Raw genomic sequence first — 14,359 nt, 5'->3', positions numbered from 1 at the left:
TAATGAGGTCAGACTGCACGGAATTGGTGCATCTGCGGGGATCTCATTGGTGTACATCAAGTTGCGAATCTGATAAATGGTGTTGATGTGAACCCCAGTGGCCCTTGAGATAGAGGCAACTGTGTCTCCATTGCGAAGAAGCTCTTCAATTTGAGACCTAGTGGCTGGATTCAACTTTTTCATAACAAGTACATCTCAAAACTGGCAGACAAAACTATACATATATCTTACCATGTGCCTATCGATTTACATTCTGGCACGTACTGTTTAAGCCATCAGCATCTGTACGATCTTTCTTAACAGCCAACTTCAGAGCATTGTCATTTGCATCAAAGTCACCAACTAATACAACCTTGTATTTGTTACCTACTACAATAGAACCTGAATTATTGGTATCTGCGAACTTAATGGCAGCATCTGTCTTATTTGCACCAAAAGCCTTGTCGGTAAGTACAAGGGCTGCTCCCTCGCCGAGGGTTAAAGTATCATCTTTAACCTTTTTCGCATAGTTATCTTTAGTTGCTTCTGCATCAACTGTAATGCCATTGCCTTCAGCAACGGTAATGCCCTTGTTGAGAACTAAAGCATTCTTAACGCCACTCTCATCAAAGCCGCCCTTTACAGTGAGGTAGTCGCCAACTACATCCTTGAATGCAGCCATAGACTCGAAGCCGACACCAAAAGCGGAGTTGCTACCAATACCTACCTTGCCAGACACAGTTGAGCCATCTGCACCGATCTTATCGGTAGCAAATAATGATGCACCAGTACCGTAGTTAGGATCTACGAAGATTGATGAGGTAGTATTACCCATCATTAATGACTTGGTGTATACCACGGCATTTGAGCCTAAATCAGCTGTCTCACCAGCTCTACCAGCCTGAGCTGGCTGACCAGCTTCACCAACAAGCAGTACCTGATCGTTGCCCATTGTTAAGGAATCTAAGGTTACGTTAGCGCCACCAGCAATGGTATTGTCCTTTGCAGAACCTTCAAGTTTTAAAGTCTTTGCAGACAGTAAACCGCCATCTACTGTTAATAAGCTAGTAGTGATATCGCCTTCTACTTGAACAGAAGTGCCAGCATCCATTGCGAAGTTGTTAGCGAAGATGCTACCAGACTCCACATTTAATGAGCCCTTAACTACGTTGACGTCACTAATAGGATTAGCTTGCGTACCAATGCTGTTGCCTTTAACAACAGTTACATGACCAGCCTTATCAGTGTTGCCTACATCAACAACACCTTTATTAGCTGCATCAGCAGTAATAGAGCCAATCTTACCAGTGCCCGCTAAAGTTAAGGTGTTATCTGCATGCTGGAACTTTACATTGCCAACATCAGTATCAGTTGCTGTGGTCTTGGATACGAAGTTACCAGGAACATTTTGAGCTTGAGGGTTGTTTAAAGATAAGCTACCACCCTCGGCAAGAACTAAGTCTTCATCAGCTTTAACAACAACGTTACCAACTGAGTAGTTCTTAGAAATGCTCTCGCCACCACTTATATTTAAAGACTTGTTATCGTACTTGTCAGTCTTTAAGTTACCGAAAGCATTGGTGGTAGTTAAGGTATCATGATCTTTAATATCAACTTCCACATCAAAGAGACCTTTGAATTTGCTAAGGTCTTGTTGTAATTTTTTAAACTGGTCTTCTTTGAGTGGGGTACCGTTATTGATCTTGATAGTACCTTTACCAGATAATGCAGTAGCCTTAAGCGCATTACCATTTAAGGCACCGTTGTCTAAGAGATCGCCTTCATCTAACTCTAACTTACCATTTACAGTAAGAGCATTATCATCTGCCTCTTTGAAGCCAAGAGAGCCAGAGCCAACTGTGCTCAGAGAGCCACCTTTCTTAACGGTAACGGTTGTACCAGTAGCTGCAGATAACTTGCCGTTTACAGTTAAACCAGCACCTGACTCAATATCAGTCTTGCCCTTCTTAAGATCAAGTGCAGATACTTCCCAGTTACCTGCCTTAACAGTTAAGAAGCCGCTTTCACCACCACCAACAGTAATCTTGCCAGCGCTAACAGCGTTGCCTGTAGAGTTTGCTGCGCCCTTTAACTCGATACCGCCCTTAGCAATGGTTAAATCTTTAGTGCCATCACCAACAGTAAGAGTCTTGCCTACCTGAAGAAGGGAATCAGCAGCATTAAATGCGGTTACAGTGAAAGAGCTCTCACCAACAGTCAGCTCGTCGGCGATAATTTTCACAGTATCTTTTGCAGCAGTTGGGGCTAAAGCATTTTTCTTGAACTCTGCCTTTGCAGCTGAAACTGCAAATTTACCATCGCCAGCTTTATCATCAAAGTTAACAGCAACTAGACCTGTACCATCATCTTTAATTACACCAACACCGCTAGTCTTAGCTAAGTTAATGGCTGTATCAGTATCTGTAAAGTGCAGAACTGCAGTTTCGTCTGCGGCGGTAGTAGTTACCTTAATTTTACGGTTGTCTTCTTTAACTAAAGTACCGAAAGTAGTAGCACTTACATTCAGAGTGGAAGTCTTAGTAGTTGCGTCAGTCTCAATATTAGTTTTAGCTTTTGCACCAAGAGTTAAGGTAGTGCCGTTGATAGTGGCATTGCCCTTAAATACGAGCTCACCAGCGTCAGTTGTAGTAATGGTACCGCTAGTAAGGTTTGTAGTACCAACAAACGAAAGCTTCTGGCCAGTAGGAACAGTGAACTTACCACCATTTACATCAACAGTACCTGCCGCTGAACCAATGGTTAAGCCTTCGGTTAAAGTAAAGGTACCCTTATCAATAGTGATGCTGCTGCCCTTGATAGCGCCAGCCTTGGTTGAAGTAACGGTGCCGCCATTGATTTTAACGGTAGAGGTGTCACTACCTAAAACACCAGTTGCAGCCTTAAAATCAACAGTACCGCCAGTTACAGAGATATTCTTGCCTGAAACTGCCTTAGTAGCATTTACAGTACCGTCAGTGATTTTTAAATCACCAGATGCTGTCACAGTTTCAGTTGCTTCTAATGTACCTTTTGAAACAGTTAAATCAGTAGCAGTTACTGCTTTAGTAGCAGTTAAAGTACCGCCTGATAAGTTTAAGGTGCCAGCTGTAAGAGTACCAGTATTTGTTAATTCACCGCCATTAATACTAATGGTGCTGCCAGATAAGGTGCCGCCGTTTGCAACAGTACCGTCTGTAAGAACAACTTCCTTACCCTTTAAAGTACCGCCGGCATTAAGGGTAACTTGAGCCTGATTAATGGTAATCTTACCTTCACCATCTCCATCTCCAGCGGCTGTTACTGTGGCATTCTCATCAATAGTAATTTCAGAGTTAGCTGCGGTCTTACCGTTACCAAATGTGATCTTTGATGCAGTAACCGTTGCTGTATTTGTGGCATCTGCACCTGCAACAATAAGAGTTCCTTGATCTGCAACAGCAAGCTCTTTAAGAGTTAAATTGGTAGGTTTCTGTGCACCTGTACCAATATCAAGCTTTGCTTCTGCCTTTGCAGTGCCAGCTACTGTAATAGTAGATTGGGCAAAGGTTACTGTACCTTTAATAGTATTTGCAGCACCACCGGAGCCTACTTTGATATCAAATGCTTTATCGCTAGTTGCGCCGTCAGTGAGATTGATATTTTTGTACTTCTTAGCATCTGTACCCGTACCATCAATAGTTACATCTGTATCTGTAATTGATGGTAAGGTTGCATTATCAAAATTCTTTGCTACAGCCTGAGCCTGGCCAGCTGCTAAAGCTGAAGCAGCGATAGCTGCTAACATGGCGATATTGGCGTTCTTGAAGATTGCGCGGTATTGAGCCATTAAGAACTTAATGGCGTTATTGGTTTGCTTCATTCTATGTAAGCTTTTTTGATTTGATTTGTTTGCGATTTGGAGGCTAGACTGCATTTCCTTGAGCGGAAGACATCATGTGCTTTGTTGATGATGCTGATGCAGTGCAAATCGCCTTATATGTATGTTTGCCGTCTATAGCGACTTATGAGCAAAGACTTCATGAAAGATTGCTAGAGAAGACTATGCGTAACTTTAGGAGGGAGGTCATATACCTTATACTGTTGAGCATAGCACAACATATAAGCATCCGCGCTCATTATGTTGAGACAAGCCCTTGTCCTTATGTTTTATGGCATGACATCCTGCTTTAGGAGAGCGGACATCTTTGCAAACTTAGGCTTGGTATATTGACCAGTCTTCTTCTTGCGTTTCACTTTAATCACGAGTTTTTGTGACTGTCTTGCAGAAGGATTTTTGCGATATAGACAAAGTGCATGCTTTAGTTTGGCGCATCACAAATAAATTACCCCCCCCCCCCAGCATATTTTTTATACGTATAATCACAAAATATTATATACATTTAAGTAACCACCTCAAAACTTGCTTTTCATAACTTCATAGACATTCTATTTTTCAATAATTTCCTATTACCATCTTGAGTCAAGACCATGCAAGTGAGTTCTACAAATTAACAACCGCTCAGAAGGTACTTAAGGTGCATTTTCAATACTTTTTCAAGAAAAAAGCGACCACAACTGATGCCCTATCCCTGACATCAGCCATGATCGCTGAAAGAGACCGCGCTAATCCTTAGGATTTGATCTTGGTTCGCGGTCTCAAGACAAGTTATGGTTTGTTCAAACCTAAGCCATCAAAGCTAGATTAGAACATGTAACGAGCCTGGGCGTTAACACCGAAGCTGTCGGTGTTTGAAGAGCCAGTGTAGTTGATACCGAAGGAGGTACCGAATGCACCGTACTGAGCACCTAAGCCTAAGGTTACGCCGTACTGAACTTCATCAAGAACCTCGGTGTTCAGACCAATGTTCTTACCTGCGGTGAAAGTGTTGGACTTAGCCTCGGTGTCGCCAGTGTTGAAGGCGATGGTTAAGTCTGCGCTAGGAGCTAAAGTCCAGCCGCCAGTTACGAAGCCCTTAGATAAGGTTACGCCTAAAGGTACTGAGAAGACGTTCTGAACGTCAAAGTCAGTAGTGCCCTCAACGCCGTTAGCAGAGATTAAATCGTAGCTATCGGTGTTCAGACGGATGAAGCGTGCACCTAAGTGTGGTGTTACATCAACAGCTGGGGTTGCAACAGTGTACTGGCCGGTTACGCCCATGGTTACAGCAGTGGTGTCTGCCTTGCCACGTAAGCCTAAGCCCTCAACCTCGTGAGAGATTACGGTCATAGAAGCGTCGCCAACTAAAGCAAAGTTACCAAAGCCCATTGCTGAGTAGATACCAAAGCCGTAGTAATCGAACTCGTCCTTCAGACCGTTGCCGTTGCCCTTGCCCTCGGCATCACCAGAACCGATGTTGAATACAGCACCAAAACGCATGTTGCCGTTTACAGTATCAGTACCGAATGCTACGCCAGAGAGGTCAACGTCAGCACCGTAAGAAGCACCCTCAGCATTGAAGCCGTCAGAGTCAACAGACTTGTACATTGGGGTTAACCATACACCGCCGTTAGCCTGTGAACCAGTAGCGGAGATAGAGGCAGCCTCAACACCAACAGCACCGACACGACCAAACATTGCATCAGCCATGGTGGTTACCGCAGCAACGGCAGCCTGCTGAGCACCTGCATAGGTTGCAGCGTGAGCAGTAGCGTCAATAGCCTTATAGTTTTCAGCAGCAATCAAGTTAGCAAATAAGCCGTAACCAGCAGCAGACTTTTCCTTTAACTCACCTTTGAGCTTAGCAACGATAGCGTCAGCTACAGGACGGGAGATGCCATCGTAAATTGCATCAGCCTTCTCCGGCTTGAACTCGAGGTTGAAGCCGCCAGTACTTGAATCATATCTACCTTCCAGCAAGCCACCAGCATACGAAAGGATAATGCCTTTTACTTTTTTCTGTTTGCGATTTGGAGGCTAGACTGCATTTCCTTGAGCGGAAGACATCATGTGCTTTGTTGATGATGCTGATGCAGTGCAAATCGCCTTATATGTATGTTTGCCGTCTATAGCGACTTATGAGCAAAGACTTCATGAAAGGTTGCTAGAGAAGACTATGCGTAACTTTAGGAGGGAGGTCATATACCTTATACTGTTGAGCATAGCACAACATATAAGCATCCGCGCTCATTATGTCGAGACAAGCCCTAGTCCTTATGTTTTATGGCATGACATCTTGCTTTTAGGAGAGCTGACATCTTTGCAAACTGAGGATTGGTATATTGACCAGTCTTCTTCTAGCGTTTCACTTTAATCACGAGTTTTTGTGACTGTCTTGCAGAAGGATTTTTGCGATATAGACAAAGTGCATGCTTTAGTTTGGCGCATCACAACTATATCACCCCCCCCTCCTAGCATATTTTCTATACGTATTCAACACAAAACTAAGTATTTTCAAGCGAATTTATAAACATATCTACCTAGATTTATTACCATCCATCCTTAATTTTTAACAACTGTTCTTCCATAAGTGGACATTTTACTCAGCAGATAAAGGCCCTTTTGCAGGCAATCTTCCTCTTAACTACTACCTACTTATAACATTGCAATCATCATTGAATAGCTGCAAAAACATTGTACTTTACTTATTTTCCGAACTCCAGGCATTTGCCATGTATCAATGCACTGCTTATAATGCCTATCCCATTGCCATGCATGACTTTGGTATTCACTTTCTCGCAGTTGCCTGCGCTCGCCTTGTGACCATAACCTTGCCCATGATTGACCTTAGCTTACGAGGTTGGTTATCGTTATATGGACTCATACCTGCCCTTCACTTAGAGTTTGGTTGATCGCTTGCCTCAGTTAACTTTTACTAGCGCTCTGTAGTACATATCTATGCCTAATGTACCACTCATGCTTACCGTGGCTATTCATTAGCCCCCGACAATTGCTGATCTCAACTCATTGCGCTCTTTTACCTGTGACTGCAGACGATGCTACTCATGTAGGCATAGCTAAGAGTACTGTAGTCTCGTTTCATTTACTCAAGCGCAGTAACTTTCTAGCGATGTCTAAGTAGTCATCATTGTAATTTTCTTAACATACTACCTAAATTGTAACGTCACATATTTTGATTATGTTTAATATCTAGATGAATGCTTATTTGGTGGTTTTGTGAGCGGGCGATGAGGTATTGATTGGTAGGAATGGCTTCATTTTGAGAGCGCAGCCTGAACAAACTTATACATATTGCCACTAGACACATGGCTGCCTGACTAGGCAAGCAGTATAAGTTTGTACAGTCCGAGCCCCAGACCATCGCTGCATAGCGTAAAAAGCGAAAAGCTAATGCTAGACGGCCTTGGCAAAACGAAGCCTTACACATGATTTTCGAATCGGGCACACGACACTGCGATGTTACTATGTCGTACATAGAGAACTTGGCAGTACATCGCTGCTTAGTCTTTTGACTTTTGTGTCTGTGCAATAACATCAGCACAAAGGGTGCTGCAGGTCAGCATCAGAGTCTAGCTCTAAACGTTTGATGTTGACCTAAAAGTACATCCTTATGTTAAGCCTAATAAGACCACTGCAATTGCGTGGCTATAGGCTTAAATGCTTGATTGTTAGCTTAATCTTGCAGGTGTGCATCAGTACCAAACTACTAAAGCGCTAAAGCTTGTAGTTTCCACACTAAGTACCGAGCAAAAGCAAAGTTTGGTATCAAACTGATCTTATGTTGGTTTAGATCAACTTTCTAAACTCTCAGCAGAGACTTTGCTTCAAAGACTGCAAAAGCAACAATAGTTAACGCGACCATCTTGCACCAAAGCGGCAGATAGTCGTCGTAAAGTTGTTTTCGTATTGCCCATTATGGATACGTTAATGCTCAAAACCAATGCGTGATGTCACAAAAGTGGTGCTTGCGATCCCTTGTTTTAAGATCTTTGGGTTTGATCTCACATTTTTCGCGCTTAAGAATAATGCGTACACTTAGCTTATTTATCAAATTCCTAAGTATGCAGCCACGATCTTAAACATTCATATTCACATACAGTGTTGTCCTATTTTGAAGCATCAGTTCTACTCTGCTTTGCTCGCCTTTAACGGCTTTTGTTGTAGCTGCATGCCATAACTTATATGCCATAGAGCTCCCTCATATTCATGCCATATGGACTTAAGCTTAGTTTGGATTACGACTCTATTTGCTCCCAATGCGCAGAGGGTAAAGAATTTGTTTCTTGCGCCTTGCCTACCGTGCCATGAGTATTCTGATGCCTACCTTGGTATAACCATTCTTCATTGCTGCGGCCTTGCAGTTCTCGCGTTTGGGGGCAGCTAGCTGAGAGATGTCGAGCCTATTCTTTTCTACCCTGTGGTTCAAACCTTTGTTACTGCGTCTTGTAGCTCTCGTTTGTGCTGCCCTGCTTTCTTATGTGGGCAGCTATTGCTTATGCTCATCTTATTGCCTGCAGCCTCTTGTTGCTTATAGCTTGGCTCGAGCTTGAGTTACATGCGCGTAGGCTTAATCCTTTGCCTCTTAAGATCATCAAATCCTATGACGGAACGGTGATAATTTGCTTGTTTCTTAAGAGCTGTTTTCTATAATGGCAGGCGTTGGTGTGTTGCTACCAAGTTGTGGACGTGTCGTATGTCGTTTTCTGAAATATTGATTGTGGCCTTTGCCTTAGCAGTAGATGCCCTGGTGTGCTCAATCATTACAGGTAAGAGCAGCATTAATCGCCTTTCACGTATCGTCACCGGACTTACGGTTGCACTAACATTTGGCTTCTTTCAGTTCTTAATTCCAGTCATTGGCTTCTTTGCCGGCAAACAACTTGAAAGCACCTTAGCTGCAGTAGATCACTGGATTGCCTTCGTGCTCTTGGCAGGTGTGGGCGCTAATATGCTCAAAGAGGCATTTAGCTCCTATCTTGAGCAACGCACACAGGAAGCAGCAGAGTCATCAGACACTTCATCTTCGCAGCCACAGAGTAATGCCCTGCTGCATGTTGGGCTTATCTCTCTAATATCAATGGCAATTGGCACCTCTATCGATGCTTTAGCTGTTGGTGTCTCATACGGCTTAGTTGGCAATACCATTTGGCTAAGCGCAATTGTTATTGGCCTTGTGTGCTTTGCTCTGTCCTTGCTTGGTTACTTTATGGGTCAGATCCTCTCTACCTTAAAATCTATCGACCCTATTCTCAATGTCTTAGGCGCTCTCGTTCTGATCTCCATCGGCATCAATATACTTATTGAGCATCAGGCAATGGCGCAGCTTACTCATCTCTTTGCATAGACTCACGCAAAGCCGCGTTTATTGCTACATCCTGACCTTTTAGCATTGACTATGTGGATCATGGAGGTAGCTCATAGTAGCTGCTGCAGCGCCCGCGCATTATAGTTGCGGCAGTGGTGGTCTAAGACTATTTCACTCTTGCGGTGACGTATTGCAAACATGAAAAACCCCGCTTAGCTTGCACTAGGAGCGGGGCTTGAGATTGAGGTCTGGATGGTAGCTTAGGCCATCGGATCTGGTTTTGAGATTGATGGCGGGCTTGGTCGCTTAGGCCATCTTATCTGGTTTAGAGATCTTATTACTCAAATGGAGTTGGATCACCACGACCAACACGGTGAACCTCTGGCACGCCGTTATCAAAGACCACCACAGTAGTAGACTCTGGATAAAGCTCACCACCATCTACAATCACGTCTACGATTGAGCCAATCTTGTCATTGATGGCTACTGGATCGTGCTCAGCTACCTCTTCATCAGGCAGGATTAAAGTGCAGCTCATTAATGGCTCGTTGAGCTCATCAAGTAAGGCCTCTAAGATGGTGAACTTAGGTACGCGAATACCAATGGTACGACGCTTTTCGTTCATCACACGACGAGGTACATCTTTAGTAGCTGGCAGAATGAAGGTATAAGCACCTGGAGTGTTAGCCTTTAACAGACGGAACACATTATTATCTACCTTAGCGTAAGTGGAGATCTCAGAAAGATCACGGCAGATTAAAGTGAAGTTGTGGTTCTTGCTGATCTTACGAATACGAGCAATACGCTCCATGGCGTTCTTTTGCTCCATCAGACAGCACAGTGCATAACTTGAGTCAGTTGGAACTACAGCAACACCGCCATTTCTTAAGATCTCACAGGCCATTTTTATAAAGCGTGGCTGTGGATTATCAGGATGAACAGATAAAAACTCAGCAGACATGAATACACCTTTTTTAGTTAAACAGGATCGACCATGGTCTTACCCATGAAGTGCTATTCAGGGCTGAAGCCTCTATAAACGGATCCTGATTGCGCCCGCACGCATTGAAGATTAAAAGCTAAGTAACTTAAGCTTCAATGGCAGCGCAGCTAATCGATAATTTGCCTAAAAAGCACAATGCCCTTTAGCAATTAATTATGCAGCTTGATACTGCATCCTTGCCTTTAGTGCCTAGCTTAGACTGACGCTTGCGTGCTACTAAAGGCTAAGCCTACGACCAAATCTTAACTAGTCCCCAGGCTTTTTTTGCAGTGCACATTATACAGCTTTGATCTAATCAATGATCTTGCTTGAGTGCTTGCAATGAGCGTTTGCCTGTTCAAACTATACGCCACCTCACACTTTACGCGCTAATTCTTACTTCTTTGACTCGGCGATCTACGATCTCTCATATCGCATGACCAAGCTGTGGAGCAGTTCATACCACAGAGGCAAAACACATGTGGCGCATCCATGTATTAAGTCATGGCCACTTCATCTTGCCTAGCCACCATCCTTGCAGCAAGTAACAGCCATCACTTTGCTAAGACCCATGTATGTGCCCAAAGGCTATGCTCAGATCTTACTATCCTAATCCACTCATGATAAAGCACATGATTAAGCAACTGCAGCTACTCACCTTCTTTCCAAAGCCATAAGCTTGCTCGTTTTAAGCAGGCTAATCTTCCTTAGGCCATTGCGCTTTGCAGTTGCTTAGTTACGTCTATGCCTACGTTAGGCCTTGCCCAAGACCAACATCAGTGACAGTGCAGATTGCTACCTGCTATGGCTTTGTCTTTGTTTTTTAGCCTTGGCTATGTCTTAGCTGCACACCGCTCCTAGCGAACATTAATCATAGTTGTACGCCACTCCTTACGATCACTAATCATCCTTGGTACGCCGCACCTGACGGCCACTAATCATTTTTGTACGCCACTCCGGACGGTCAATAATCATCGTTTGTACTGCTATTCTGCATAAGCCTTAGCTGCAGTAAGAGCTCAGCTTTCTAGATTCAGTTAGCTTAATGGCGACAGCGGCCGGGGCAGCGGCTGTAGCTGCTGATGATTGGCATTTCTGTGGAGGCGCGTATCTTGAGTGGCCCATTACACCTAACTTACGTGCTGAGTTTGATTAGCGATGGCTTTGCATGGGCAGGTGCACTTTTTGGGTAGATGACTTATTTGGGTGCTTTTAGCGGGTTTTACATGGCTTTTTTGCTATGTATTAGAGCGAAAGTTACAAACTTGCAAAGTTTCGATCTAGTTTAGTAAGTGTAGTAGATATTTTTAGTCAGAATAGAGATTGAATTTAGTATAATTTAGTACTATCATGCACAGCGGTTCAGAAAGATCCCTATATTTCTCTGATTTGTCACACGTATGTAAATCTCTTAGATTTAGGCTAATCGTGTGGTGTACAATGAACCTACTTCGAGCTTAGACAATATTTTTTGACTTGTCTTAGCTCAGGGCACTATGGCAAAAGCAATGGTACGGCCTTATGGTAAGCATACAAGCTGCTCTACCCTCTAGCTTTGCATCCGATAACAACAAGGGCCCGAATTACTAAGTAAGATATAGTTCTGTGGCAAGTATAAAGCTGCAATCTTGCTTGCTTAATATGTGTAGGTTTCTTTGCATTAGCTCAGGACGATATTGGATGACCTCTGAACTTAAAGATAATCACACTTCATCACTTGAAGAAGTTCTTGGCGATGTAACCGCTTGTTGGTGTCGCAATAACTCAATTTACGATACCTGGGCTAACATGCTCGGCATTACACCATGTCATATGATGGTGCTCTATGCCATGATTCGTTTGCCAGCCTCTCGTGATGCCTCAAGTGATAAGACCTCTGAGTTTTGTCAAAAGGACATTGCAGAAGGCCTAGGCATGTCTAAACAGACAGTTAATGGTGTGATTAGAGACTTAATATCTCAAGGTGTCTTAACCACCCGCCCATCAAAGCTCGATGGTAGATCTAAGACACTGCATTTCACTAAAACAGGTGAGAAATACGCACAAGATACGTTAGGTCCGCTATTGACTGCTGAACGCGAAATCTTTGGTTCATTCAATCCTGAACAGCTCAATATCTTTGTTCAGATCCAAAAACAGTTCAACATCTTGCTCTCCGAACGTCTGCGTCATATGAAGAAGTCTACGCAAACTACTAAGACTAAAGCCAAGGGCTCCAATAAAGAAGCTTAAGCACTCTTAAGATCAGCCAAGCTGTTAAGTACCTTAACTCTAGCTACAATTATCCATAGCACTTTGGGGCGTCACTAGACCATGCTCCTAAGCGGGGCATCACTACTCCTTGCTCCAAAGCATAGCCATGCGCTTATCTTTAGAGTGACAAGCAGCCACACGATGCCTGAGCATAATGACAAGCCTGCTTAGTTTACGGACATAAGCTTGTAAGCAACCTTGCACGGTGCAGCAGCGCTCTTACAAGAGTGCACGCTAAAACTAGGCATGCTCAAGTGTGGCTTAATGCGATGCACTGTCTCTTTAGCGCACTGTGGACTATTCTTTGGCTCTAGGCTTGTAAGTAAGCTCATACCTTTAACTTAGCTGCAGCACTTTTGCTTTGATGCTAAGAGTCCTTACAAGCATATGCATAAGCAGCGATGCTCTTGCTTGCATCTAAAGGTCTTACATAGCTTATTGCTTGCGTAAGTCTCCATCATCTACGCCCCATCTTACTATTTCTCCCCTCACTCAGAATAGACGTCGGCACAAGGAGATCAAAATGTTAAGGCGTAGGTTCTACTCATATGTCATCCCATCACTCTTTGCCCTCATGCTCTGCGGCATGTACGCAATTGTGGACGGCATCTTCGTAGGACACGCAGTTGGCGATGCAGGTTTAGCTGCAATCAATGTTGCCTACCCCATTACTGCCCTGTTTCTTGCCATTGGTACTGGCATAGGCATGGGTGGTGCTGTTCGCTACTCTATTTGCTCAGGTGCCGGTGATAAGAGTAATGCTAAGCTCAATGTTGCTGCCACCTTTAATCTGCTCTTAGCCTTTAGTGTTTTCTACACTATTGTAATCATGGCTTTCTTGGATGAAGTTATTTTCATCTTAGGCGCTCGGGATACTTTAGCTAGCATGTGCTATGAGTATCTTATAGTGATCGCCTATGCCGCCTTTATACCTGTGTTTAGTACAGGCGTAATACCTTTAGTGCGAAACTTTGGTTATGCCAAGATCGCTATGTGGGCTATGATCACCGGCTTTATCACTAATATTCTGCTCGATTGGCTCTTTATCTTTGTCTTTGATTGGGGCCTTACAGGTGCAGCCTTAGCAACTATCGTTGGTGAGAGTAGTGCTTTTGTCTTTGCCCTTGGCTACATGATCTACAAAAGAGATCTCTACTTAAACTTCAATATCATTAAGCAGCTTAAGCTCTATGCGCCTATAGTACGCATCTCAATAGCACCTTTTGGTCTTACCATTAGCCCTTGTGTCATCCTCATTATCATCAACAATTACTCGGGTATCTATGGTGGTAATACAGCTATTGCTGTGTATGCAGTACTTGCCTATATCATCTGTGTGATTACGATGATCCTGCAGGCCGTGGGTGAAGGTGCACAGCCGCTCTTTAGCCACTATTTTGGTGCCCATAAGCTTACTGCTTTGTTCTTTACCCGCAATCTTGCCTATAAAAATGCCCTGCTCTTTGCCCTCATTGGCGGTGGTGCGCTCTTTTTCTTGCGTGACTATTGCGGCCCATTGTTTGGTGCTTCATATGAAGTAAGTATTGAAGTTGCCAACGTCATGCCGATCTTTGTTCTCGGCCTACCTTTTATCGCCATTATTCGTGTGACTACTGAGTGCTTCTATGCTACCGAGTTTAATAAGTACTCATACGTGCTCACATATATGGAGGCCATTATGCTGCTTATCTTCTTGCAGATCTTACCTCCATTCTTAGGACAATATGGCGTGTGGTGGGCTGTCTTTGCAAGTCAGTTTGCTGCAGCTTTAGTTGCCTTAGGCCTCAAGTACAAATACGACCATAAGCTCTTTTCTAAGCGCAACAATGTCCACAAACTGCACGCTATCTAATAAGCCAAAGCTAAAGGCAAAAGCCAATGCCACAAAATCCAATCAGAATCAGCCATGAGGCCACCACAATAGCAAAAGCTAGCAAAGGCCTTATGTCTAAGCCCTCTAGTT

General features: G+C 43.7%; 7 protein-coding genes. 3 read left to right on the top strand and 4 right to left on the bottom strand.

Annotation, left to right across the window (positions count from 1 at the left end; genetic code table 11):
* From H524_RS17540 to H524_RS0100485, 3 genes are all read right to left on the bottom strand, one after another.
* Positions 1-183: helix-turn-helix domain-containing protein (locus tag H524_RS17540; RefSeq protein ID WP_211232139.1), on the bottom strand; the 183-nt coding region annotated here is incomplete at its 3' end.
* 55 nt (positions 184-238) lie between these two features.
* Complete coding sequence (locus H524_RS0100490) at positions 239-3,838, bottom strand: beta strand repeat-containing protein (protein ID WP_027938819.1); 3,600 nt, start codon at positions 3,836-3,838, stop codon at positions 239-241.
* Between the two features lie 822 nt (positions 3,839-4,660).
* A complete protein-coding gene (locus tag H524_RS0100485) occupies positions 4,661-5,815 on the bottom strand; it encodes an autotransporter outer membrane beta-barrel domain-containing protein (protein WP_027938818.1) in 1,155 nt (384 codons plus the stop codon).
* Between the two features lie 2,734 nt (positions 5,816-8,549).
* Here H524_RS0100485 and H524_RS0100470 point away from each other — a divergent pair.
* The gene (locus H524_RS0100470) at positions 8,550-9,200 is read left to right on the top strand and encodes a manganese efflux pump MntP (RefSeq protein ID WP_084281560.1); all 651 of its coding nucleotides are present in this window, start codon (positions 8,550-8,552) and stop codon (positions 9,198-9,200) included.
* 298 nt (positions 9,201-9,498) lie between these two features.
* Here H524_RS0100470 and H524_RS0100465 read toward each other — a convergent pair whose 3' ends face one another.
* Positions 9,499-10,122, bottom strand: coding sequence for an L-threonylcarbamoyladenylate synthase (locus H524_RS0100465; protein ID WP_027938815.1), 624 nt, complete (start codon positions 10,120-10,122; stop codon positions 9,499-9,501).
* A 1,701-nt stretch (positions 10,123-11,823) separates the two neighbouring features.
* Here H524_RS0100465 and H524_RS16145 point away from each other — a divergent pair.
* Together H524_RS16145 and H524_RS0100445 are read left to right on the top strand one after the other, a co-directional pair.
* Positions 11,824-12,375: a MarR family winged helix-turn-helix transcriptional regulator gene (locus H524_RS16145; RefSeq protein WP_052338816.1), complete on the top strand. Its 552-nt coding sequence runs from the start codon at positions 11,824-11,826 to the stop codon at positions 12,373-12,375.
* Positions 12,376-12,919: 544 nt separating this feature from the next.
* On the top strand, positions 12,920-14,248 hold the full coding sequence (locus tag H524_RS0100445) for an MATE family efflux transporter (protein ID WP_044121104.1): 1,329 nt from the start codon (positions 12,920-12,922) through the stop codon (positions 14,246-14,248).
* Positions 14,249-14,359: the final 111 nt, after the last annotated feature.

The sequence above is a fragment of the Anaerobiospirillum succiniciproducens DSM 6400 genome, from assembly GCF_000482845.1.
GTDB lineage: Bacteria > Pseudomonadota > Gammaproteobacteria > Enterobacterales > Succinivibrionaceae > Anaerobiospirillum > Anaerobiospirillum succiniciproducens.
The sequence above is the reverse complement of the archived record's forward strand: the minus strand, read 5'-3'. Positions and strand labels throughout refer to the sequence as shown.